20 protein-coding genes and 1 tRNA gene are annotated in these 24656 nt (G+C 59.6%); 13 read left to right on the top strand and 8 right to left on the bottom strand.

Annotated elements, in window-relative coordinates; translation table 11 throughout:
* Positions 1–3: 3 nt before the first annotated feature.
* Positions 4–576, bottom strand: a complete 573-nt coding sequence (locus ADB08_RS02680; RefSeq protein ID WP_049170579.1) for a hypothetical protein — start codon at positions 574–576, stop codon at positions 4–6.
* A 128-nt stretch (positions 577–704) separates the two neighbouring features.
* The gene (locus tag ADB08_RS02675) at positions 705–1376 is read right to left on the bottom strand and encodes a TVP38/TMEM64 family protein (protein ID WP_052317814.1); all 672 of its coding nucleotides are present in this window, start codon (positions 1374–1376) and stop codon (positions 705–707) included.
* Positions 1377–1762: 386 nt separating this feature from the next.
* Here ADB08_RS02675 and ADB08_RS02670 point away from each other — a divergent pair, with 386 nt between their 5' ends.
* From ADB08_RS02670 to meaB, 3 genes are all read left to right on the top strand, one after another.
* Positions 1763–3655, top strand: a complete 1893-nt coding sequence (locus tag ADB08_RS02670; protein ID WP_049170577.1) for a methylmalonyl-CoA mutase family protein — start codon at positions 1763–1765, stop codon at positions 3653–3655.
* An 8-nt stretch (positions 3656–3663) separates the two neighbouring features.
* Positions 3664–5883, top strand: a complete 2220-nt coding sequence (gene scpA / locus ADB08_RS02665; protein ID WP_005510731.1) for a methylmalonyl-CoA mutase — start codon at positions 3664–3666, stop codon at positions 5881–5883.
* Positions 5884–5949: 66 nt separating this feature from the next.
* Positions 5950–7062, top strand: coding sequence for a methylmalonyl Co-A mutase-associated GTPase MeaB (meaB, locus tag ADB08_RS02660; RefSeq protein ID WP_048734122.1), 1113 nt, complete (start codon positions 5950–5952; stop codon positions 7060–7062).
* A gap of 60 nt (positions 7063–7122) precedes the next feature.
* Here the strand turns inward: meaB and ADB08_RS02655 are convergent, their stop codons facing one another.
* On the bottom strand, positions 7123–7455 hold the full coding sequence (locus ADB08_RS02655) for an ArsR/SmtB family transcription factor (RefSeq protein WP_048734120.1): 333 nt from the start codon (positions 7453–7455) through the stop codon (positions 7123–7125).
* Positions 7456–7641: 186 nt separating this feature from the next.
* Between ADB08_RS02655 and cls the strand changes: the two genes are divergently transcribed.
* Positions 7642–9135, top strand: a complete 1494-nt coding sequence (cls, locus tag ADB08_RS02650) for a cardiolipin synthase (RefSeq protein WP_065421642.1) — start codon at positions 7642–7644, stop codon at positions 9133–9135.
* Positions 9136–9212: 77 nt separating this feature from the next.
* Here the strand turns inward: cls and ADB08_RS02645 are convergent.
* Positions 9213–9298: transfer RNA gene (locus ADB08_RS02645), tRNA-Leu, on the bottom strand.
* A 226-nt stretch (positions 9299–9524) separates the two neighbouring features.
* Between ADB08_RS02645 and ADB08_RS02640 the strand changes: the two genes are divergently transcribed.
* Positions 9525–10097 carry a YbhB/YbcL family Raf kinase inhibitor-like protein gene (locus ADB08_RS02640; RefSeq protein WP_049170574.1) on the top strand — a complete coding sequence of 191 codons (573 nt, stop codon included), beginning with the start codon at positions 9525–9527 and terminating at the stop codon, positions 10095–10097.
* 138 nt (positions 10098–10235) lie between these two features.
* Here ADB08_RS02640 and ADB08_RS02635 read toward each other — a convergent pair whose 3' ends face one another.
* The 3 genes from ADB08_RS02635 to ADB08_RS02625 form a co-directional block, all read right to left on the bottom strand.
* Positions 10236–11336, bottom strand: a complete 1101-nt coding sequence (locus ADB08_RS02635; RefSeq protein WP_016422783.1) for a quinone-dependent dihydroorotate dehydrogenase — start codon at positions 11334–11336, stop codon at positions 10236–10238.
* A complete protein-coding gene (locus tag ADB08_RS02630; protein ID WP_187401166.1) occupies positions 11337–12500 on the bottom strand; it encodes a hypothetical protein in 1164 nt (387 codons plus the stop codon).
* Positions 12501–12608: 108 nt separating this feature from the next.
* Positions 12609–13544, bottom strand: a complete 936-nt coding sequence (locus ADB08_RS02625) for an aldo/keto reductase (RefSeq protein ID WP_049170569.1) — start codon at positions 13542–13544, stop codon at positions 12609–12611.
* A 132-nt stretch (positions 13545–13676) separates the two neighbouring features.
* On the opposite strand from ADB08_RS02625, the gene ADB08_RS02620 reads away from it, so the two are divergent.
* From ADB08_RS02620 to metH, 4 genes are read left to right on the top strand one after another with little or no spacing between them, the layout of a single operon-like run.
* A complete protein-coding gene (locus ADB08_RS02620; RefSeq protein WP_040361409.1) occupies positions 13677–14558 on the top strand; it encodes an undecaprenyl-diphosphate phosphatase in 882 nt (293 codons plus the stop codon).
* Between the two features lie 18 nt (positions 14559–14576).
* Positions 14577–15932: a cysteine--1-D-myo-inosityl 2-amino-2-deoxy-alpha-D-glucopyranoside ligase gene (mshC, locus tag ADB08_RS02615; protein WP_049170567.1), complete on the top strand. Its 1356-nt coding sequence runs from the start codon at positions 14577–14579 to the stop codon at positions 15930–15932.
* A gap of 2 nt (positions 15933–15934) precedes the next feature.
* Positions 15935–16342, top strand: a complete 408-nt coding sequence (locus ADB08_RS02610) for a hypothetical protein (RefSeq protein WP_049170565.1) — start codon at positions 15935–15937, stop codon at positions 16340–16342.
* A gap of 49 nt (positions 16343–16391) precedes the next feature.
* Positions 16392–20051 (top strand): methionine synthase, encoded by a 3660-nt coding sequence (gene metH, locus ADB08_RS02605; RefSeq protein ID WP_049170562.1) that lies wholly within the window; start codon positions 16392–16394, stop codon positions 20049–20051.
* Positions 20052–20058: 7 nt separating this feature from the next.
* Here the strand turns inward: metH and ADB08_RS02600 are convergent, their stop codons facing one another.
* Positions 20059–20964, bottom strand: a complete 906-nt coding sequence (locus ADB08_RS02600; RefSeq protein WP_049170560.1) for a thioesterase family protein — start codon at positions 20962–20964, stop codon at positions 20059–20061.
* Between the two features lie 155 nt (positions 20965–21119).
* On the opposite strand from ADB08_RS02600, the gene ADB08_RS02595 reads away from it, so the two are divergent.
* The 4 genes from ADB08_RS02595 (at position 21120) to aspA (ending at position 24656) form a co-directional block, all read left to right on the top strand.
* Positions 21120–21803 (top strand): HAD family hydrolase, encoded by a 684-nt coding sequence (locus tag ADB08_RS02595; RefSeq protein WP_080971467.1) that lies wholly within the window; start codon positions 21120–21122, stop codon positions 21801–21803.
* Between the two features lie 22 nt (positions 21804–21825).
* The gene (locus tag ADB08_RS02590; RefSeq protein WP_005510825.1) at positions 21826–22089 is read left to right on the top strand and encodes a phosphoribosyl-ATP diphosphatase; all 264 of its coding nucleotides are present in this window, start codon (positions 21826–21828) and stop codon (positions 22087–22089) included.
* 14 nt (positions 22090–22103) lie between these two features.
* Positions 22104–22949: an ATP phosphoribosyltransferase gene (hisG, locus tag ADB08_RS02585; protein ID WP_016422792.1), complete on the top strand. Its 846-nt coding sequence runs from the start codon at positions 22104–22106 to the stop codon at positions 22947–22949.
* 258 nt (positions 22950–23207) lie between these two features.
* Entirely contained in the window at positions 23208–24656 is a 1449-nt protein-coding gene (aspA, locus tag ADB08_RS02580) for an aspartate ammonia-lyase (RefSeq protein ID WP_016422793.1), read from the top strand.

Below are 24656 nucleotides of genomic sequence, written 5' to 3'. Positions count from 1 at the left end.
TTTTTATAACTCGTCAGCTCGCTGAAGCAGATGGACGGCCAGGTTCCACCCGGCCAGCTCCGCCTGCCAGCCAGCTGCCGCGAGGCGCTGATTGACGGCCTGCTTAGAAACTCCCAATTCTTCCGCGGCCTCTACCTGTGAATAACCAGCGCGAACCAAACCAGTTGCCTCGCGCCCTTCGGGGGACCTGCGAGAGATAACGTGGTGCAGCAATGTGAATGCTGCACCAATATCCTCCGAGTAGTCCTTACCGCGCGGATTGTTAGTCCGAATGCGGGTTTTTACCGTGCCGGCTCTGCCTCCCTTACCGATGACTGAGCTCGATGCCAGATGCGCTTGCTCAATGTCGTCCTGAGGACAAACACCGATACCTATTGCCCAGTCACCTGCGGCCAATAGCGCCAGCACAAGCGTGGTTACTCCCACAGCATTTTCAGGAGCTGCGCGAAGCTCTTCGATACCTGCAACCTCAACAGTTCCTACGCCTTCCAGGCCGGAAAGTGCCTGCGCAGAAGCCCGAACGTGATCTGCCCTGCGAGTAGATCGACCGCGATAACTGGCAAAGACTGAGTACATACGTTCCAGTCTAGCCCCACCCCTTGACAGTTGGGCTAAGACACGTTCATTCCCTCCGCAAACTCACGGGCAACCAACACCAGCTCGCCGAAAAACTCACGTCTAGCTCAAGAGCGCCAAGCGGTGTTTTAACGTTTCGAAGAACCGGTTACGACAGGGAACTTGGCGTCCGCAAGAAGTCCCAGCAAGCCAAGCACGAGCAGAATTCCCGTGGCCACCGCAAAGCGCACGTCGAAGCCGACCAACAGCGCGTCGCCAAGCAGAACGACGGCGAGTGTGTTCGGCGCCGAACCTAGGGCAGTGGCGATGATATACGGCACGATGCGTATCGACGACAGTCCACAGGCGTAGTTGAGAAACGAAAATGGCACGCCAGCAATCATGCGCAAGCTGAGCACTGTGAGCCAGCCGCGTTGCTCCAACCGATGGTCGAGACTGAGAAGACGGCGGTTGGTCAGGTGCGTGCGAAACCAATCGCGTCCCAAAAACCGCACAATACAGAGGGAGAGAAGGGCAGAAACCGTCGTCGCAGTAATTGCCAGCAGGAAACCGAGCACTGGCCCGAAGAGAATTCCGGAAGCCAAAGTGAATACGGTGCGGGGGATTGGGAACTGAGTCAGTGCAACGTATGCGAGAAAGTAGAGGAGCGGGAACCAGTCACCGGCATCGATGGACCACTGCCGGATGGTAGCGACGGTGGGAACATCGACGTACAGCGTGACGACGACCCCCACACCTACGGCTAGCACCAGCAGAACCTTTTTGAGTGTAGGGGTAATTCGCACATCGGATACGTTCACCCATTTGAGGTTACCGGGGATTGCGGGGAAGCGTGTGACCTGCGCGTTGGAGGCTCTGCGAGGAGGGCTAGTCAGCGGCTAAAGGCGTTTGCCCATTATTTCACTAGGATGGGAATCAAGGTCACTATGCCTTGGCTCGAGCACTTGACGTGCCCGTCAGCACAAAACCGAACGTAAGGGTATTGCACAAATAGCTGAAAAGTTCAGTGCATGGACACTCGGGTGAGTCTTAGCGTCTGACTAGTGGCTCTTATTGACTATTGGAGGAAGCCAACGCCTTTAAATCCCTTTCCGTCGCGGAGAATTCGGAAATTGTCGCAGCCGAATTTCCTCGGTTATGGATTGATAGAGGCGTTGCTTAGAACATGTAAGGGAGAAGGTCTGTCGTGACTGACCGAACGACCCCCGAATCACCTTCCACGCTGCCACCAAACTTCGAGGAATTGCAGAATTCCTGGTATCAGGGCGTGGCCAAGGTATTCGCGCGGGTGCACAAGCAAGACGTTGCAGATGTACCGCTCGATATTTGGAAACGACTGATTCAGACCACCTATGACGGTGTCGATGTTCGCCCGCTCTACACCCGCGCGGACGAGCTCGCGGAAAGCCCAGCTCCGGGCCAGTTCCCATTCGTCCGTGGCGCAAAGGTCACTTCGGACAACACCAACGGTTGGGGCGTTCGGGAAACCTTCGGTCGCCAGTACCCAGGTGAGGATGCACTTGACCCAAAGGCCGTCAACGAGACTCTGCTGACTGCACTGGAAAACGGCACCACGGACATCCGCCTGGACTTCACCGGCTCCCTCGAAGCCGCTGATGTGCCGGCTCTGCTCAACAACGTCTACGTCGACCTTGCTCCGATTGCCGTGCATGCCGGTAAGAAGACTGCGCAGGTTGCGGAAGCACTGACGTCCTACATCGAGCAGGCAAACCCGACTAATCCGGACGCCGTCGCAGTCGAGCTTTCCGCGGCTCCGCTGACCTCCGCTTTTGCCGGTATTGACGATATTTCTCTCGACGAGGCCACGCAGCTGGCCGTCAAGGCGGCTAAGCAGCCGGGCGACGTCCGTGCCCTGCTTGTCGACGGCGTTGTTTTCTCCAACCTGGGTGCAAACAACATCCAGGAGATTGGCTACAGTCTCGCCGTTGGTGTCGCCTACTTGCGTGCGCTGACCGACGCGGGCTTGAGCGCTGAAGAAGCCCTCGGCCAGATCGCTTTCCGCTTTGCCGCTACCGACGACCAGTTCGACACCATTGCGAAGTTCCGCGCCGCTCGCGTTCTCTGGGCCCGCGTTGCTGAGGTTATCGGCGCCCCTGAAGCTGGCCGCGCTCCGATGCACGCCGTGACAGCCCCGGTCATGTTCAGCCAGCGCGATCCGTGGGTCAACATGCTGCGTGTGACTGTCGCCTCCTTCGCCGCAGGTGTCGGCGGTGCCTCCTCAGTTGAGGTTCTGCCGTTTGATTACGCAGTTGTCGGCGGCATGCCGAACGTCTCCAAGACTTTCAAGGCTCGCATCGCTCGCAACACCAATCTGTTGCTGCTGGAAGAGTCTCACCTTGGTTACGTCGCCGACCCAGCAGGTGGCTCCTACTTCGTCGAAGACCTGACCGAAGAAATGGCCGACAAGGCATGGGAGATCTTTACCGGCACTGAGGCCGGCGGCGGTTTCGCCTCCGCGGAGGCCGATATTCGCGCCACCCTGGACGCTACCTGGGAAAAGCGCCGCGCCGACATCGCACACCGCCGCACCAAGGTCACCGCCATCAACGAGTTCCCGAACCTGGCTGAGGCCCCACTGGCTCCTGAGGCCCGCCCGGAGGGCGACCCGATTCGCCGTTGGGCCAGCGACTTCGAGGCGCTGCGCAACCGCTCCGATGACTTCCTGGCTGAAAAGGGCAACCGTCCGCTGATTGCCATGCTGCCGCTGGGTCCGCTGGCCAAGCACAACATCCGCACTGGTTTTACCTCCAACCTGCTGGCTTCCGGCGGTATCGCCGTCGCCAACCCCGGCCAGGTTGTGCCGGGCGAGGCAGGTTTCGAAGAGGCAGTGAAGGCCTCTCCGATTGTCGTGCTGTGCGCAGCCGACAGCGAGTACGAGGCCTCGGGCCAGGACGCTGTCAAGGCCGCCCGCGCCGCCGGCGCTAAGGAGGTCTTGGTGGCCGGCTCCGAGAAGAGCTTCGCCAATGCCGCTGAGGACGCTCGCCCCGACGGATACCTGAACATGACCATCGATGCTGTCGCGGAGCTGTCCCGACTGCTGAACGAACTGGGAGCGTGAAGGAAGTAATGACCACCATCCCAAATTTCGCTGACATCTCCCGCAACACCGACGACGCAGCCGCTGCCACCAACAAGGCAGCTGCCGCGGAAGCTGGTGAAGTGTGGACCATTCCAGAGGGCATCGATGTCAAGCGCGTCTACGATCGCGCTGACCGCGACGCCGCTGCTGCCGAGGGCCACCCGGTAGATTCTTTCCCGGGTATCGCCCCATTCATGCGCGGGCCGTACCCGACCATGTACACCAACCAACCGTGGACTATTCGCCAGTACGCTGGCTTCTCCACCGCAGCTGAGTCCAATGCCTTCTACCGCCGCAACCTCGCGGCCGGACAGAAGGGCCTTTCGGTCGCTTTCGACCTAGCTACCCACCGTGGCTACGACTCGGACAACCCGCGTGTGTCCGGCGACGTCGGTATGGCCGGCGTGGCAATTGACTCGATTTACGACATGCGTGAGCTCTTCCAGGGCATTGACCTGGGCGGCGTCTCGGTGTCTATGACCATGAACGGCGCTGTGCTGCCGATTCTGGCCTTCTACATTGTCACCGCTGAAGAGCAGGGCGTTTCGACCGAGCAGCTGCGCGGTACGATCCAGAACGACATTCTCAAGGAGTTCATGGTTCGTAACACGTACATCTACCCGCCGAAGCCTTCGATGCGAATCATCTCCTCGATCTTCGAGTACACCTCGGCAAAGATGCCGAAGTTCAACTCGATTTCGATTTCCGGCTACCACATTCAGGAAGCGGGCGCGACGGCCGACCTTGAGCTCGCTTACACGCTTGCCGACGGCATCGAGTACCTGCGGGCCGGTATTGACGCTGGCCTTGAAGTTGATAAGTTCGCTCCGCGTCTGTCCTTCTTCTGGGGCATCTCGATGAACACCTTCACCGAGATCGCCAAGCTGCGTGCAGGCCGCATCCTCTGGTCCGAGCTGGTTGGCAAGTTTGGCCCGAAGAACCCGAAGTCCCAGTCCCTGCGTACTCACTCGCAGACCTCTGGTTGGTCGCTGACCGCCCAGGATGTCTACAACAACGTCGCGCGTACTGCTGTTGAGGCTATGGCCGCAACACAGGGCCACACCCAGTCGCTGCACACCAACGCACTGGACGAGGCTCTGGCACTGCCGACTGACTTCTCAGCCCGTATTGCTCGTAACACTCAGCTGCTGCTTCAGCAGGAGTCCAACACCACGCGTCCGGTTGATCCGTGGGCTGGTTCCTACTACATCGAGTGGCTGACTAATGAGCTGGTCAAGCGTGCACGCCAGCACATCGACGAGGTCGAAGAGGCCGGCGGTATGGCACAGGCCACCATCGAAGGCATTCCGAAGCTGCGTATTGAAGAGGCCGCAGCTCGTACGCAGGCCCGTATTGACTCGGGTCGTCAGGCTCTCATCGGCGTGAATAAGTACCAGGTCGAAGAGGACGAGGCCATCGAGGTTCTCAAGGTTGAGAACTCCCGCGTACGCCAAGAGCAGATTGACAAGCTGGCTCGCCTGCGCGCCGAGCGCGACGAGGAAGAGGTTCAGAAGGCACTGGCCGCTCTGACCGACGCTTGCCGTAACCCGGGTGAACCGGGGGACCTGGACAAGAACCTGTTGAAGCTCGCTGTCGACTGTGCTCGCGCCATGGCCTCCATCGGTGAAATCTCCGACGCCATGGAAGAGGTCTTTGGCCGCCACCAGGCCGAGATCCGTACTCTCTCCGGCGTCTACAAGGACGAAGTTGGCAAGGAGGGAGCCGTGTCCAACGTCTCCAAGGCCATCGCCATGGCCGATAAGTTCGAAGAGCAGGAAGGTCGCCGTCCCCGTATCTTCCTGGCCAAGATGGGCCAGGATGGTCACGACCGTGGCCAGAAGGTCATCGCGTCCGCCTACGCGGACCTCGGCATGGACGTTGACGTGGGACCGCTGTTCCAGACTCCGGAGGAGGCCGCCAAATCGGCCGTCGACTCGGATGTCCACGTCGTCGGTGTTTCTTCACTAGCCGCCGGACACCTGACGCTCGTTCCTGCCCTGCGCGATGAGCTGGCAAAGCTGGGGCGCGAGGACATCATGATTGTTGTCGGTGGTGTTATCCCACCGGGCGACTTCCAGGAACTCTACGATGCCGGCGCCGCGGCTATTTACCCGCCGGGCACTGTCATCGCTGATTCGGCAATCGACATGATGACCAAGCTCTCTAACGAGCTGGGCCTCGACCTTGCCGTTGACGAAGAGTCCTAAATAACTACCGCATCCGCGCTGGGCTGACTGTTCAGCTCAGCGCGTTGTCGGAATTGAGAAGTAGCGATGAACGAGTATCTTGAAGAAAACCTGGGCACCCTCGTCACTACCGCTGGCACGGTCGTTGAGGGAAAGACCGCTGTAGCCCCCGAAGTCGTCCGCCGTGCGCGACGACGGATCGATGTCGACGACCTCTTTGAGGGCGTGCGGGCTGGAAACCGCACTAAGTTGGCCCGGGCAATCACGCTGCTGGAGTCGACTGCTCCGGCGCATAAGGTGCTGGCTCAGGAACTACTGGTGAAGTTGCTGCCATTTTCCGGCAAGGCCATGCGTGTCGGCCTTACCGGCGTCCCCGGCGTCGGTAAATCAACCACGATTGAAACCCTCGGACTGAAGCTGATCGAGGAGGGCCACCGCGTTGCAGTGCTGGCCATCGACCCGTCGTCGACGAAGTCCGGTGGTTCGATTCTGGGCGACAAGACCCGTATGTCCCGGCTCTCGGCCGCGGATGAAGCCTTCATTCGTCCGTCGCCCTCTGCGGGCACACTCGGTGGTGTCGCCAAGGCAACGCGTGAGGCCATGGTGGTGCTCGAGGCCGCAGGCTACGACATTGTCATCGTCGAAACTGTCGGCGTCGGTCAGTCCGAGGTCGCGGTGGCCCAGATGGTGGATACGTTTGCGTTTCTGGCACTCGCCGGCGCTGGTGACCAACTCCAGGGCATCAAGAAGGGTGTGCTGGAGATGGCCGACGTGATTTCTATCAACAAGGCGGATGGTAAGAACTTGCGCCCGGCAAAGCGCGCTGCGCGTGATCTGATGACGGCCATGAAGATGGTTCGTTCCTCAGACCAAGTCTGGACGCCACCGGTACTGACTATGTCGGCATTGGAGGACGACGGCATCGACAAGTTCTGGCAAGCCATCGAAGACCATGTCGAGGCTATGCACGAGAATCATCTCTTTGATGAAAACCGCGCTAACCAGCAGATTAAGTGGATGTGGTCCATGGTTCACGAGACGCTCTTGCAGCGGCTCAACACCAACGAGGCTGTGCAGACAGAGAGCACCCTGGTGGAAAAACAACTCCGCTCGGGGCTGCTCACACCGACGCTCGCCGCCCAGCGCATCATGGAGGCATTTGACCAGGGAAGGGCATCGAACGCCGGGCTCGCCAACTAGGTTCAGAAAGGCGCGGGGTTTTCGTCGTAAAGCGAGTAAAGCGGGCGTATCCGTGTGCGCCTACTGACCGCGGTGATGGGGCGGATCGCTGTAGAGCGTGTGTTCGGCGAAGTGGAGAGCGTTGACCACGAGGTTGGTAAGGTGCTCGTCGGGCTGAGAGTAGAAGCTAGACGTGCCCTCCTTGCGGGTCTGCACCATATTGGCCATGCGCAACTTCGCCAGGTGCTGAGAAATCGCGGGGACGGGGCGATCGAGCGCGCTAGCGATGGCGGTGACGGTCATCTCCCCGTCACGGAGGAGCGACAGGATCGAGAGACGCGTCTTGTCGGCCATCAACTTCAGTACGTTAGTGGCAACGTCGAACTCGGTGCTCGTAGGAGCCTTCTCAGTCATTTGGAGGGGTAGTCCTTTCGAAGTCGACATGCCAAACGCTTGCGATGTTCAATGAGTTGAACCTTACTACGTATTGATACCAGTATTCAATTTCAGATGTCACAATAGGCTGTCACGAAAAGGGGAGAGTGCACCTAAGGGGCCGCGACCAAAGGTACTGAAAATTCCTTCAGTAATATCATCTGCATGGATTGGTTGATGGGTACCTTCCCGTGGCTGGTGGAGGACTTAACGTGGTGGCAAGTACTATTTTTCGCACTCGACTACACGATTAAGTTCATCGCGATTGGATGGGTGCCGGAAAACCGAAGCCCATCGGCTTCGACGGCGTGGCTGCTGCTGATTCTGCTGATTCCATTTATCGGCCTACCTCTGTTCCTCTTCCTGGGCTCGCAGCAGATTACGGGCCGTCGGCATGAGGTACAGGCACTGGCACAGGAGCTCATTGCGGAACGTACCGAGCATCTGCCCGACGTACCGGACGATGCCGAGATAGAAGATGACGTTGTCAACGTATTCAAGCTCTCGCGCCAGCTCACGGGAATGCCGGCAATTGCCAGCGCGGAAAAGGGACTTTTCACCGAATTCGACGCCTCCATTGACCGCATGATTGAGACCATCGATGCGGCCCAGAAATCAATCCACGTGCAGTCCTACATCTTTGCACTGGATTCCAGCACGGAGCCTTTCATACAGGCTCTTGAACGCGCGCACGACAGGGGACTAGAGGTCAAGGTACTGGTCGATCCAATTGGTTCGTGGAAGTACCCCGGCTACTACAAGCTGAAAAGGCGCCTGGACCAGGCTAAAATCTCCTGGCACCCGATGCTGCCCGTGAGCTTGCTGAAGCTCACCTGGCGCCGCCTGGATCTGCGTAATCACCGCAAGCTCGTAGTTGTTGACGGCGACATTGTATTCATGGGCTCGCAGAATTTGATTGAGCCCGAATATCAGAAGAAAAAGAACCATAAGATCGGCCGTCGCTGGGTGGACACGTGGATTGAGCTCGAGGGCGATATTGCGCTGGCCTTCGACGCAATTTTCGCGGTTGATTGGACCAGCGAGCTATACAAGACCCCAGACGCCACCAGGGACTATTCACTCCACAACACCGAAGTCAACGACAACTACAACGTTGTCCAGGTGCTGCCGTCGGGTCCGGGCTTCAGCACGGAGCCGAACCTGCGCGTCTTCAATAACATGATCTACCAGGCACACGAGCGGATTATCGCCGTCAGCCCGTACTTCGTCCCCGACGAATCCATGCTCATGGCGCTGACCTCTGCCGCATATGGAGGCATCGACGTCCAGCTCTACGTCAACGAAGAGTCCGATCAGTTCATGGTCGGCCACGCGCAGCAGTCCTACTACCAGGCACTGCTAACCGCTGGCGTGAAGATCTACCGCTATCCGGCGCCTGCGGTCCTGCACTCCAAGTTCATGGTTATCGACGACCGCATGGCCATGTTCGGCTCCTCCAATCTGGATATGCGCTCGTTCGGCCTCAACTACGAGATCACGCTTCTTTCCGCCGCCGGTTCCATCGTGGACAAACTGATCACGCTTGCCGACGAGTACCGCGACAAATCTTTCCTGCTCACCCAGGAGGAATGGAATGACCGGCCCCTTCGTCAGCGCTACCTGGACTCTGTTTTCCGCTTGACCTCGGCGCTGCAATAGGGCAGTCCCATTGGTCCGACAGACAAAGCAAAAATCCCGAGAGCTGCACTAATTGCAGTTTCTCGGGATTTATCTTGTGTCCGGAGGGGGACTTGAACCCCCACGCCCGTTAATAGGGCACTAGCACCTCAAGCTAGCGCGTCTGCCATTCCGCCACCCGGACCGGGTAGGAAGCACTTCCGTGCTGACCTGTGATACTGTATCCCGACTACATAATGAAACACAAATTGGCAGGTCAGAGGGGCATTAGCGCGCCAAACCTGGGTGTAATTACATCAGCGGTGTTAGCCCCGCATCCGCCTTGGATTCGCACTGAGAATCAGGCCCTGCAGATAGGGAGTCTTGTAAAGTCCCTGCAGCGCGCTCATAAAGTAGGCACACTGGTAGTTATGACTACGAATTCCAACGACACCGCAAACGACACTGCAAATGCTCCGGTTTTCCCGGGACCAGATCCGTACGCACCGCTGAAGGATTTGCCAACCTTCGAGCTGTCCTCGCCAGATATCAAGGACGGCGAGAAGATTGCGGATGAATTCCGCGCTCCGTCGAATGTTTCCCCACAACTGGATTGGGCAAATCTGCCGGAGGGCACTAAGTCCATTGCCGTGACCTGCTTCGATCCGGATGCTCCGACCGCTTCGGGCTTCTGGCACTGGGCTGTCTTCAACATTCCAGCGACCGAAAAGGGTCTGCCACAGGGAGCTGGCTCCGAAGACGGCTCTAAGCTGCCAGAAGGCGCTATCCAGCTTGTCGGCGACTCGGGCATGCGTGGTCACTACGGAGCTAACCCACCGGCGCAGCATGCCCCACACCGTTACATGTATGCGGTGCACGCGGTCGACGTGGAGAAGCTTGAAGTTCCGGAAGATGCGACGCCGACCGTGCTTGGCTTCAATCTGTACTTCCACTCGATTGCGCGTGCCATCATCACGCCGTGGTGGGAGAACGTCGGGGAGTAGGGATACGACGCCCACACGGGCAACTCAACCGACCGGGCACGCTACTCATACAGAAAACCCCGGGGCCAGCGCCTTCATGGCCGCTGGCCCCGGGGTCACGTGTTTATTGGGTTAGGAAGCCTCAACGGCTTTCAGCAATTAACCACGCCACGGCAGACCACAGCCGACTGCCTCCGAAATGGAGTAGAATCCCTGAGCTCGAATCTGGCGAGCCAACCCTTGGTGAATGTCACGAATCCAGTCCGGACCGCCATAAATCAACGGTGTGTAGCCCTGCAGTAGGGAAGCGCCGTTGGCAATCCGCTCCCACGCTTGCTCAGCCGTTTCTATGCCGCCGACGCTGATGAGAACTAGTTTGTCTCCGACGCGCTCGTGCAGCAGCTTCAGCACCTCTAGTGACCGAGCTGCCACAGGAGCACCCGAGACTCCACCGGCCCCCATCTCCGCGACCTCATCCGCGGGCGTACGCAGGCCCTCGCGAGAAATGGTGGTGTTGGTAGCCACAATGCCCGCCAGCCCCAGGTCAACCGCCAAGTCAGCAACTGCGATGACATCATCGTCGGAGAGATCAGGAGCAATCTTGACCAGCACCGGCGAGTCGGTCTCCTCAGTCACCGCTGCCAGAATCGGGCGCAGTGACTCCACTGCCTGAAGGTCGCGCAGACCCGGCGTATTCGGTGAGGAGACGTTGACAACAACGTAGTCCGCCAAGCCGCCGAGCTGGCTAGCCGATTCTCGATAGTCATCGACGGCCTCTTCCAGCGGAGTCACCTTGGTCTTACCAATGTTGATACCAATCACGTCGTCACTGCGACGCGCCCGCAAGTTCTCCGCTACAGCAGCGGCGCCGGGGTTGTTGAAACCCATGCGGTTCAAAATGGCGCGATCTTCCTTCAGACGGAACAGACGCGGGCGATCGTTGCCCGGCTGCGGCTTGGCAGTCACGGTTCCCAGTTCCGCGTAGCCAAAACCAATTGGCCCCCAGCAATCCGGAGCAATAGCAGCCTTGTCGAAGCCTGCGGCGAGCCCCAGCGGACGCGGGAAGTCCACGCCGAACACGGTTTGACGCAGCACAGCATCGTCAACAACGAGTAACTTGCTCACCGCCCGCTGTAGACTCTCCGACTTCTGCAGCCCCTTCAGGGTCTTCGAGATGGCCTCGTGAATCTGCTCCGGTGGGACCTGGAACATTGCCTTTAGCGCGAGTTGATAGGACTTGGCGCGAAGTTTCGAAGGCATCTACTTAGTCTCTCCCTCGGAGTCGTCTGCTCCCTTGGTGTCACCTGCACCGGTCGGTAGTTTATCGGCTGGTTCCCGAACCGACATCTCCTCACGGATCTTCTCTGCATCCTGCTTGAAATCAGCAATTGCCTTATCGACGTCCGCGGAGTCAAAAATCTGGGCCCCGTCACCGGTAGCCGAGAAGACGCCAATCTGGCCATCCTCGGTGGCAACAATCGACTGTGGATCTGCAACCGTGTTGATGTCCGCGACCTTGACTGGGGTACCCGAGCTGATGTCGTAGCCAGTCAGCTTGTTCACCTTCGTCGAAGTCACCCAGACAATTCCGCGCGATTCATCGACCGCTACCGCCCACGGAGCCTCCGGGGCCGGAGCTGCCTGGTGGAGGCGAATGACGTCAGTGGCAGTGTAAATAAGAAGCTGGTTGCCCTTGGTGTCTGCGGCAGCAATGACATGATCACCGGAAGCTACCTTGCCGACGCCGATGCCCGCACGCAGCGCAGAGCCAGCGCGGGACTCATCGAGCTTGAGCTCATGCACCGAAGTCTCCGGACGGTTGACCTCTAACAGCTTGACGTCCGCGTCATTGTCCGCTTTGGGAATCTCAACGAGCTGCGACCCGTTATTGGCAGCCTTGAAGTCACTGGCCAACTCGCCATCAGCGCCGAACACATCGACGACATTGCTATCCGCATGGGCACCGATGATGCGGCCGCCTTCCAGGCCAACTGCGGCGGAGTAGTTGGTGCCACGGCCGACAACGGCCGTTTCCGTAGCCTGGTCAGTAATGACGTGGATGCCATCTTCACACGGCAGCAGAGCGTTAGGGCCGCCCGGCGCGAGCTCACCACACTTCGCGTCCAGCTTCATTGATCGCTCAATTGGGTTATTCAGCGGACCGGCAAAGATCTTGTCCCCGGCCTTCAGGACAACTCGGTCGCCGACCAACACGGCATCGGTAACGTCCTCATCAATCTTCTTGGCTCTACCGATAGCAGTATCGGGAGCAGCGGGTGAAGCGGCCGGCACTGGCGTGGCGTTGCCCATTCCGGCATCGATGTCTCCTTCCACATCGGAGGAGCACCCTGCCAGGACCACTGCGCTAGCGGAAAGCCCCGCTAGAAGGGAGGTTATGACACGTCGACGACTGTTTTCACTCACGCTATAGAAACTACCACCCCGGCCTGATTACTTTGTGGACGCCTCCAGCCGTGGGAGGTTCTCGCATTCGTTGTGCCTTATAAGTCTTTAGAAGACTGCCGTTACTGATTACAGCGTGACGTCGTCAAGCGCGTTGCAAATCTGCGGTGGCAGCGTGAGTTGTTCGGAGGTGAGGTTTTCGCGTAGCTGAGCGCGGTCTCGAGCGCCAACGAGAATCGAGGTGACGCCCGGCCGATCGCGTGCCCAGGAAATCGCTGCGACGGCAGCACTGACGCCGAGCCCCTTGGCTGCGGTGGTCAGCGCGCCTGCAACCGTGACGCCGCGTGTGTCGAGATAGTCCTGTACCTCTGCGTCGGCGTGTTCGGAAGCAGCGCGGGAGTCTTCGGGAATGATGTGCTGGTATTTGGCGGTCAAAACACCTTGGGCCAGTGGGGCGCCACTGATAAAGCCGAGCCCCAAATGCTCACAGGCGGGCAGCAGTTCTGCCTCAGGGCTTCGCTGGAGCAGCGAGTACTCATGCTGTGCGAACACCGGAGCGATTCGATCCGCGGCGGCATGCGTCACCGCTGCCTGCCAACCGCTGTATCCACGCACTCCGGCGTAACGTACTTTCCCCGTGCGCACAGCCCATTCCAGGGTATCGGCGACCTCTTCCGGTGGGGTCAGCCCATCCCAGTAGCCGGGCGACCACAGGTCAATGTGTTCGACGCCGAGGCGTCCGAGCGTTTCGTCGAGGTCCTTTTGCAGTGTCTTACGCGAGCAGTCCACGCGCCTGCCGACGGGCCGCTCGGGGTGTATGCCAGATGCGACCGAGAGCACCAATTCGTCGGCAACGCCGCGCTTTGCGATGACCGCACCCAGCATGTCGGCAACAGTGTCGCCGCCGTGGAGTGGGGAAGCGTCGACAAGGTTGCCTCCGGCGTCGAGGAAGTCCGTCAGGATGCGTCCGGCCTCGTCTTGCCTGGTACCCGCACCCCAGGTGGCCGTACCCAGCCCCAAGGCGGAGACGCGTAAACCGCTGTTGCCCAGAATTCGTTGTTGCACGATTTTTACTTTAGGACACCCGTGTGCGGTCGCGGGAAAAGTTCCGCGGGAGAGGTCTCGCTATCGCCGCACCGAAACCTCGCTATAGCCACAACACAAACCGGACGAGTAGCCTATACACCCGTGACTATCATGACGACACTAAGCGCCTCAGCGGATACCGCTGCCGATACCGCCGGCACCGGCATGACCTGGGCGCAGACGATCATCCTGTCCGTAGTGCAAGGTCTGACGGAATTTCTCCCGGTGAGTTCCTCGGGGCACCTTCGGATTGTCTCCGAGCTGCTGTGGGGCCAGGACGCCGGTGCATCCTTCACCGCTGTGGTGCAGCTTGGCACCGAATTGGCTGTGTTGGTGTTCTTCGCCAAGGACATCTGGCAGATCCTCACTGGCTGGTTTGCCGGTCTGTTCAATAAGGAAGCCCGCGGTTTCAACTACCGCATGGGTTGGATGGTGATTGTCGGTACGCTGCCGATTGCCATCATCGGTGTGCTGGGGAAGGACCTCATCCGCGATAACCTGCGCAATCTCTGGATTACAGCCGCTGTGTTGGTGCTTTTCTCCTTTGTCTTTATCGCCGCAGAGAAGTTCGGCCGTCGTGAGCGCAACTATGAAGAGCTGACCATGCGAGATGCCATCGTCATGGGTTTCGCGCAGTGCCTGGCGCTCATTCCGGGTGTGTCGCGCTCGGGCGGTACGGTGTCTGCCGGCCTGTTCTTGCACTTGGACCGAGAGGTTGCAACGCGCTTTTCCTTCCTGCTGGCTATCCCCGCTGTTTTCGCTGCTGGAATTTTTTCGCTTCCAGACGCGTTTGACCCTGCGGCGGGACAGGCCGCTAGTGGTGCGCAATTGGCCATCGGTACGCTGATTGCCTTCGTCGTCGGCTATGCGTCTATCGCATGGCTGCTGAAGTTTGTGTCGAACCACTCCTTCGCTTGGTTCGCCGCGTACCGCATCCCGGTCGGTTTGATTGTTATGGTGTTGCTCGGCTTCGGCACGATCAACGCTGTTTAGTGAGGTAGTGAGTATTTAATGCATTCGTGGCCCCAACCACAGGTTCCCAGTCTCGGCGATGCGCGTTTCGATGTGTTCAACCGCGCCAGCAATACAGGTAAGGCGCATTCGCTTGACGACGAAAACTCAACATCGGTACCCCTACGCCTCTACGACACCGCGGATCAGAAGGTCTCCCAGGTGGAAGCGGGACCGGAGGCGACCATGTACGTGTGTGGCATCACACCCTATGACGCCACGCACCTGGGGCACGCAGCAACCTACCTCACCTTTGATCTGATTTACCGTCAGCTGCTGGACAATGGACACTCGGTGCATTACGTGCAGAACATCACCGATGTCGATGACCCGTTGTTCGAACGTGCGGAGCGCGATGGGGTGGACTGGCGCGAGCTGGGCACCTCGCAGATTGATTTGTTTCGCTCGGATATGGAAAACCTGTCGGTGATTCCACCGCGCGACTATATCGGCGCCATTGAGTCCGTGGGCGAGGTCGTGGAAATGGTCGAGAAGCTGCTGGAGAATGGCTCAGCCTACCAGCTCACCGATGACGAGTACCCGGATGTGTACTTCCGCAAGACTGCCACTGAGAACTTTGGTTACGAGTCCAATTACTCGGCAGAGCAGATGGCGGAGTTCTTTGCGGAGCGCGGTGGCGACCCGGATCGCCCGGGCAAGGAGGACCCACTGGACGCGCTGGTGTGGCGTGCCGCTCGCCCCGGGGAGCCAAGCTGGGAGGCTCCTTTTGGTGCGGGCCGGCCGGGTTGGCACATTGAGTGCTCGGCGATTGCCACCAACCGCCTGGGGAAGAGCTTCGACATTCAGGGCGGTGGCTCGGATCTCGCGTTCCCGCACCACGAGTTCTCGGCGGCTCACGCTGAAGCCGCTACTGGCTGTGCACGTATGGCGCGCCATTATGTTCACGCTGGCATGATTGCGCTCGATGGCGTGAAGATGTCCAAGTCGCTGGGCAACCTGGTGTTTGTCTCCAAGCTGGTGGCCGCCGGCGTCGACCCGAGTGCTATTCGTATTGGCGTGTTCGCCAGCCATTACCGCTCTGATCGCGATTGGTCGGACGAGGTGCTGGAGGCGGCCAAGGCACGTCTCGAGGCCTGGCGAGCGGCTTGCGCAGCTACTAAGACTGCCACCGATGAGAAGGCTGTACGCGCAGCAGCGGCACTGGTTGCCGATGTGCGCGCAAGCCTGGCCAATGACCTGGATACGCCGGCTGCTCTGGCCGCTATCGATGCCTGGGCTGCGGAGTGGTCCTCGGCTACCGGCAACAAGGCAGATGCTGGCACAGTAACCGGCGCAGCGGGTGCCGGAGAATTCGTTGCCGCCGCGCTGGACGCGCTGCTTGGCGTTAAAATTTGAGCATGAGCAACTCAGATCTGTCTGCTGTCGAAGTAACGCAAGAGAACATCGATAAGCTAGTTGCCGATTTGCGCATGTTTGCCACCGGCAGCTACCTGCAGCCCGAGGAACGCGAGTTCTGGGAGCCACTTTTTGACGAATCGGTAGCCGACCAGGTCGGGGAAGCCCTCCGTGGGGCCGCCGCTGGTATTGATCAGGCGGCGGAGCTGGCCGTCGATAAGCGAGAAGAAGCCGCAACGCAGGCGGTAGAGAACTGCCTACAGCGCGTGGCTGCGATTGAGCATGAGCACGGTGGCTCGATTTTTGATGAGGAGCTCGACGAGATTCTCGCGATTATCAATTCCGCAACGAAGGCTGTCGGTTTGGACCTGCCTGCGGTGAAGGCGGAAAGCTACTTTGAGATGGAATAACCAGCCCGATTAACGGCGCGGTTATGAAAGTAGACTAAGGTGTCTATTCATGACTGATCGCCACTCTTCCGAGTTCCTCACCGCACTGCACAGCCGTGTACTCATTGGCGATGGCGCCATGGGTACCCAGCTGCAGTCTTTTGACCTCGACGTTGACGCGGACTTCCTCGGCTACGAGGGCTGTAATGAGATTCTCAATGACACTCGTCCCGACATCATCGAGACGATTCACCGGCGTTATTTCGAGGCCGGCGCCGACCTGGTGGAAACCAATACCTTCGGCTGCAACTTCCCGAACCTCGCGGATTACGACATTGAAGACCGTATCCAGGAGCTAGCGCACAAGGGCACCGCAATCGCCCGCAAGGTCGCTGACGAAATGGGGCCGGGGCGCGAGGGGATGCGACGCTTTGTCCTCGGTTCGCTGGGCCCGGGCACGAAGCTGCCGTCGTTGGGGCACGCTCCGTACGCTCAGCTTCGCGACGCTTACACGGAGGCCGGACTCGGCATGATTTCCGGTGGCGCGGATGCGTTTTTGATTGAGACCTGTCAGGATTTGCTACAGGTAAAGGCGGCCGTCAACGGCGTCAAAGCCGCCATGCGTCAGGCTGAGAAGAAGATTCCGATCGTCGTCCACGTGACCGTCGAGACCACAGGCACCATGCTGATGGGCTCGGAGATTGGTGCGGCCCTGGCGGCGCTGCAGCCGCTGGGTATCGACATGATTGGCCTGAACTGTGCAACGGGCCCGGACGAGATGAGCGAGCATCTGCGCTACCTGTCCAATTTCGCCTCCATCCCGGTATCTGTAATGCCGAATGCGGGTCTGCCAGTGCTGGGTAAGAACGGTGCGACCTACCCGCTGACCGCACCAGAGCTAGCCACAGCGCTGCGCGGCTTTGTTGAAGAGTTTGGCCTGGCGATGGTCGGTGGCTGCTGTGGTACCACACCGGAGCATGTTTCCGCTGTTCGCGATGCTATTACCGGTGCAGGCGCCTACGCTGAGCAGGGCCCTGCTGTTCAGGCAGCACGCCCATCGACGGATCCGGACGCAAAGCCAATCGATGAGGTCGCTTCGCTGTACTCGGCAACTCCGCTGACGCAGACAACCGGCATCACCATGATTGGTGAGCGCACCAACGCCAACGGTTCCAAGGCTTTCCGCGAGGCCATGCTGGCCGGCGATTGGGAGAAGTGCCTTAACACCGCCCGCGGTCAGGTCACCGATGGCGCACACATGATTGACCTGTGTGTGGACTACGTGGGGCGCGACGGTCGCGATGACATGGCAACCCTGGCATCCCAAATCGCCACCTCGGTGACGTTGCCGGTCATGCTGGACTCCACGGAACCGGAAGTTTTGAAGACTGGCCTGGAGCACCTCGGTGGTCGCTGCGCGGTCAACTCTGTGAACTTTGAAGACGGCGATGGCCCGGACTCGCGCTACCAGCGCATTATGCGCCAGGTTGTTGAGCACGGTGCTGCCGTGGTCGCTTTGACTATCGACGAAGAAGGTCAGGCGCGTACGAAGGACAAGAAGATTGAGATTGCCGAGCGCCTCATCGCCGACATCACCGGCACGTGGGGACTGCGCGAGCAGGACATCATTGTCGACTGTCTGACTTTCCCGATTTCCACTGGCCAGGAGGAAACTCGCCGCGACGGCATCGAAACCATCGAAGCCATCCGCGAACTTAAGCGTCGCCACCCGAACGTGCACACCACGCTCGGCCTGTCCAACATCTCCTTCGGTCTGAACCCGGCGGCCCGCCAGGTACTCAACTCGGTGTTTCTCAACGAGTGCATCGAGGCCGGCTTGGACTCCGCCATTGCCCACAGCTCCAAGATCTTGCCGATGAACAAGATCGACGACAAACAGCGCGAAGTCGCTCTCGATATGGTCTACGACCGCCGTCGTGAAGCGGGACACCCCGACGGGGAATACGACCCACTGCAGGTCTTCATGGAGCTCTTCGAAGGAGTCTCCGCCGCTGACGCGAAGGACGCCCGGGCCGAAAAGCTCGCCGCCATGCCGCTGTTCGACCGCCTAGCGCAGCGCATCATCGACGGCGAGCGCACAGGTATCGAAGCTGACCTCGACGAGGGCATGAAGGAAAAGGAACCGCTGGCGATTGTCAACGAGGACCTGCTGCGCGGCATGCAGACCGTTGGTGACCTGTTCGGTTCCGGCCAGATGCAGCTACCGTTCGTGCTGCAGTCGGCCGAGACAATGAAGGCCGCGGTGGGCTATCTCGAGGGCTTTATGGATGCCGAGGATGCCACGGGCTCCAAGGGCTCGATTGTGCTAGCCACGGTGAAGGGCGATGTCCACGACATCGGCAAGAACCTGGTAGAGATTATTCTCTCCAACAACGGCTACACCGTACATAACCTGGGCATTAAGCAGCCGATCGCTACGATTCTGTCCGCCGCCAAGGAACTGGATGTCGACGCTATCGGCATGTCCGGCCTGCTGGTGAAGTCCACTGTGGTGATGAAGGACAACCTGCTGGAGATCAACTCCGCCGGCGATGCCACCCGCTTCCCAGTGCTGCTCGGCGGCGCCGCGCTGACGCGTAGCTACGTGGAAGACGACCTGTCCGAGCTCTACCACGGCGATGTCTACTACGGCAGGGATGCCTTCGAAGGACTGCGCATCATGGACGAGCTGATGGCAGCTAAGAAGGGCCTCGGCCCAGACGAGAATTCGCCTGAGGCCATTGCCGCCCGCGAAAAGAAGGAAGCTCGCCGCGCCCGCCGTGAGCGCTCCAAGCGCATCGCCGCGCAGCGCGCCGCCAAGGCTGCTGCTGAAGCCCCCGAGGTGCCGGAGCGTTCCGATGTCGCCGCAGATGTCCCCGTTGCGACACCGCCGTTCTGGGGAACCCGCATTGTCAAGGGCCTGCCCCTCGACGACTACCTGACCACCCTCGACGAACGCGCTCTGTTCATGGGGCAGTGGGGACTGCGCGGCACCCGCGGCGACGAGGGGCCGAGTTACGAGGAACTGGTCGAATCCGATGGTCGTCCACGCCTGCGCGCATGGCTGCAGCGCCTGCGCGCCGAGAACATCCTCCAGCATGCGGCTGTCGTCTATGGCTACTTCCCAGCAGTTTCTGAGGGCGATACCGTACACGTACTGCCGCTACCTGCGGAAGGGGAGCAGCCCGACCCCGCGGCAGAGCCAGTGGTGTCCTGGACCTTCCCGCGCCAGCAGCGTGGTCGCTTCCTATGCATTGCTGACTTCATTCGCTCGCGCGAAGATGCCATCGCCGCAGGACAGACCGACGTCATGCCGTTCCAGCTGGTGACCATGGGACAGCCCATCGCTGACTTCGCCAACGATATTTACGCCAAGAACGAATACCGCGATTACCTGGAGGTTCACGGTATCGGCGTGCAGCTCACCGAGGCGCTGGCCGAGTACTGGCACCAGCGCATTCGCTCCGAGCTCGCGTTCTCCGACGGCACAAGTGTTGGCGCGGAAGACTCCGACGATACCCAGGACTTCTTTGACCTGAAGTACCGCGGCGCTCGTTACTCCTTCGGCTATGGTTCCTGTCCGGATCTGACCTTCCGTCAGGGCATGATTGACCTGCTGCAGCCGGAGCGCATCGGCGTGGAGCTCTCTGAGGAGCTCCAGCTGCACCCAGAGCAGTCCACCGATGCGTTCGTGCTCTACCACCCGGAAGCGAAGTACTTTAACGTGTAGCTTCGCGTTATCCCTGCGGTCGCACCAGCAAGGTCTGCATACTGCGGCCGATGGGGCCGTGCATATCGTAGAGCTCGCCCGCGGTCATGCCGATTCCGTCCGGCCCAATGGAACCGCGGGCGGCGATGCCCACCCAGCCGCCGTCTTCCGACTGCAACTCCGATTCCGCCAACTTCTCCGAGGCGCCGAGCTGGGGGAGTCGGTGCAGGTGAACCACTAAGTCGGTATTCATAAACGCCCACTGGTGCGGGCTCAGCGTGGCCCCGATACCGTTGGCGGTATCAGCTACCTGCATGACTCGCTCCACCGCAGTCGGCTCCTCCCCGAGCACGATTGGGTACTGCGCGCGAACCCAGTGAATCTGTGTCTCGGCCAGCTCTTCCGTCGCCCCTGCGCGGGCTTCAATTGATTCGATGTAACCTCCACTCCAATCGTCGGTCAGCGGAATGTACTCGGCGCTGCATTCCTCGGGCCCGGGCACCTGCTTGTCGAATGCACGCTCAATATCCCGCGTATCCGCAGTGGCCATCATCCATGCGGACGCCGTGGCAACTGGCCGCCAGGCACCCTTGACGTCGGCAAGCAATTCGGCTTCGACCTTGGCGATTTGCCGCCCCGGGCGCGAGACCCATGAGCGCGCGCGGAGCTCCGTGTACGGTACAGCCGACAACAGATCCACGGCGATGCGAGTAATACGCATCCCCTCGCTTTCCAGACGGCGGCGCTCCAACATGCGCGTCAGCAGCGCCGACGGCGGCGCACCGTGCTGAAACGGCCCCCACGCCCCATAAGTGAAGCTGGTGGGCATGAAGCGCTCGTAGCTGAGCTCGCCTTCGGTGACCGTCCCTAGCGGAATGAAATATGCCTCGGGTTGGTCGATAGCCTGGGCGAGCGAATCTTCAGTGGTTGTCATAGCGAGTCGATGCCTTTCATTCACGCGGGACACGTTCATGCGGTGGTTTCATGCAGCACCGCAACATACTTTCCTTCCTGAAACTCTAAACCCTCATCCGACGGTTTTCCTGACATAATCGCTAAATGCTTGATTGCCTGGCATAGTCGCATGGTGTGAAAGCAATTTTGTGGGACATGGACGGCAGCCTCATCAACACGGAACCTCTGTGGGAGATTGCCACGTACGACCTCTCGGAATTCGTAGGCCGTCGCCTGACTCCGGAGTTGCGCATGCAGTGCGTCGGCAACACGCTCTGGGACACGCTGTCGATTTGTGCTGATCATGCGGGACGCACGCTTGACGACGAGCTGTTTGCCTCGGGCTCCCAATTCGTCGAAGGTCGCTTCACAGAATTGGTTCTAGAACATGGGGTGGAGTGGCGCCCGGGTGTGCCGGAGATTTTGGACCAGGCCCGAGCTGGTGACATTCCGGTGGTGTTGGTGACCAATACCCGTCGGCACGTGGCGCAACCCTGCATTGATGTCATGGGGGAGCAGCACTTCGCCGCAACAGTGTGTAGCGATGAGGTGGCCAACGGCAAACCGGCACCGGATCCGTACTTGCGTGGCGCAGAGCTAGCCGGATTTGCGCCAGAGGACTGCCTGGCTATCGAAGATTCCTCAACGGGGGTGCGCTCTGCACTCGCTGCGGGATGCACGGTGGTGTGGAATCCAATGCCGGATGTGAGCGTTTCGCAGGCTGATGTGGGGACGTTAGTACCCCCGGCGCGCTTCATTTCGGGCAATTTGGATACCTCGAATTTGGGCTTATTGCGGGCTGCTTTCGCGGGCGAGTAGACGACATGGAACAATAGACCGGGTGAAGAACTTTGATGACCTGTTTGCAGAGCTGAAGGAAAAAGCACAGTCGCGCCCCGAGGGATCGGGCACAGTCAAGGCGCTGGACGCTGGTGTGCATTTCCAGGGCAAGAAAATTGTCGAAGAGGCCGGTGAGGTCTGGCTTGCAGCTGAGCACGAATCTGACGAAGCCCTCGCAGAGGAGATTTCGCAGCTGTTGTACTGGCTGCAGGTGGTCATGGTCGGTCGCGGGCTGAGCCCCGAGGATGTTTACAAGTACCTGTAGGAGAAATCAACACCATGCTGCGTATTGCCGTGCCCAACAAGGGATCGCTGTCCGAGGCGGCAGTCGAAATCCTGAAGGAAGCTGGCTACCCGGGTCGAGGCGACTCCAAGAGCCTGACCATCCACGACGAAGCCAACGACATTGAGTTTTTCTTCCTCCGCCCGAAGGATATTCCTATCTACGTTGGCAACGGCCATCTGGATTTGGGCATCACCGGCCGCGACCTGGCCGCTGACTCGCTGGCTCCGGTCGATGAGGTTCTGAATCTGGGCTTCGGCGCCTCGACCTTCCGCTACGCCGCTCCGGCCGATGAGGAGTGGACCGTAGAAGCTCTGGAGGGCAAGCGCATTGCCACCTCGTACCCGAATCTGGTGCGCGAGGATCTGAAGGCTCGTGGCATTAACGCCACCGTCATTCGCCTTGATGGTGCAGTGGAGATTTCCATCCGCTTGGGAGTTGCCGACGTTATCGCCGATGTTGTCTCCACCGGTCGCACCCTGCGCAAGCAGGGATTGAAGCCATTCGGCGATGTTTTGGTCAGCTCTGAGGCAGTTGTTGTCGGACGCAAGGGTGTAGAGGTCACCGAGGAGCAGCAGGTGTTCCTGCGTCGCATGACCGGCATTCTGCATGCCAAGACGTACTTGATGATTGACTACAACATCCGTGCGTCCGCGCTGGAAGAGGCATCCAAGCTCACCCCGGGGCTGTCCGGCCCGACCGTGTCGCCGCTGGCTAACGAGGATTGGGTAGCAGTTCGCGCGCTAGTTCCGAAGGCAGAGGCCAACCCGCTCATGGACGCACTGGCAAAGATTGGTGCCGAGGCGATCTTGGCTTCGAATATCCGTATCGCGCGTATTTAAGTCACGCGAACCTTACACGCTATCCAGTGGGAGCTTCCTAGCTGAATCCACCCTTTACCTACGCTAGCGTAGGTAGTAATATTGACACTAAGAGTGCGCACGGCGTTAGCCGGACCGAAGCAGTAACTTTATGCCTGTACATGCGGCACATACGCCAGCACTGTAGTTTTGGCGGTGTAACCAATCATCGCCACTAAATGTGGCCCACAAGGCTGCGTCTACTAGGTCTGCTAAAAGGCTAGAAGGGATTGCTTCCACATGTCCGCAACACGTACCGAGGTCGACCTGCTTGGCTCTATGGAGGTCCCGGCAGAGGCTTACTACGGCATCCACACCCTGCGCGCAATCGACAACTACCAAATCTCAGCCAAGACCATCAACGACGTGCCCGAATTCATTCGTGGCATGGTGATGGTGAAGAAGGCCACGGCCATTGCCAACCAGCGCGTCCACACGCTGCCCAGCGATGTTGCAGACATCATCGTCGCCGCATGTGATGAAATCCTGGAAAAGGGACGCTGCATGGATCAGTTTCCAATCGATGTCTTCCAGGGTGGAGCTGGCACCAGTCTCAACATGAACACCAACGAGGTCATCGCTAACCTCGCTCTAGAACTGCTCGGCCTGGAAAAGGGCCGATACGACGTCATTCACCCCAACGATGATGTCAACCAGTGCCAGTCAACCAACGATGCCTACCCAACAGGTTTCCGTCTTGCCATCCACATGTCGCTGCTGAGCCTGCAGAAGCACTTCGACTCCCTGGTTGAGGCTCTACACGCCAAGGGTGATGAATTCAACGACATCATCACAATGGGGCGCACGCAGCTGCAGGATGCCGTTCCCATGACCCTGGGACAGGCTTTCCACGCATTTGCCCACAACCTTGAGGAAGAGCAGGAGTCCATCGCAACTGCGTCGGCACGCCTGCTGCAAATCAACCTGGGAGCAACCGCTATCGGTACCGGTGTAAATGCGCCGGCAGGCTACCGCGAGGCCGTGACCCAGGCGCTGCGTGAGGTCAGTGGCTTTAAGGTGACCTCTGCGAAGGACCTAATCGAAGCCACCAGCGATACCGGCGCCTACGTCAGCGTGCATGCATCCCTGAAGCGCGCGGCCATGAAGATTTCCAAGATGTGCAACGACCTGCGCCTGCTGGCATCGGGTCCACGAGCCGGACTGAATGAAATCAACCTTCCGGAGCGCGCCGCTGGGTCTTCGATTATGCCGGCAAAGGTTAACCCGGTAATCCCAGAGGTCGCGAACCAGGCCTGCTTCAAGGTCTTCGGCAACGACGTGACCCTGACCTGGGCAGCCGAGGCTGGCCAGTTGCAGCTAAACGTGATGGAGCCTGTCATCGGCGCATGCCTCTTCGAGTCGATTGAACTGCTGCGCAGTGCTACCGACACTCTGCGCGACAAGTGCATTACCGGCATCACCGCTAACCCGGAAGTTTGCCGCGGCTATGTGGAAAACTCCATCGGTATCGTGACCTACCTGAATCCGGTCATTGGCCACCACGAGGGCGATATGATTGGCAAGGAAGCCGCTCGCACTGGCCGCTCCGTCCGGGACATTGTCCTCGAACGCGGGCTGATGGACGAGAAGGAGCTCAACCAGGTCCTGAGCACCGAGAACCTCATGCACCCGGAATACCGGGGGAAGCGCTACGTGGCAGGGGAGTCTCGCCTCGACGATTTGTCCTAA

Origin of the sequence: Corynebacterium sp. 239_CJEI (genome assembly GCF_001055995.1) — a bacterium.
In the GTDB taxonomy this organism is placed as follows: Bacteria; Actinomycetota; Actinomycetes; order Mycobacteriales; family Mycobacteriaceae; genus Corynebacterium; species Corynebacterium jeikeium_D.
This window is presented reverse-complemented; position numbering and strand designations above follow the sequence as displayed.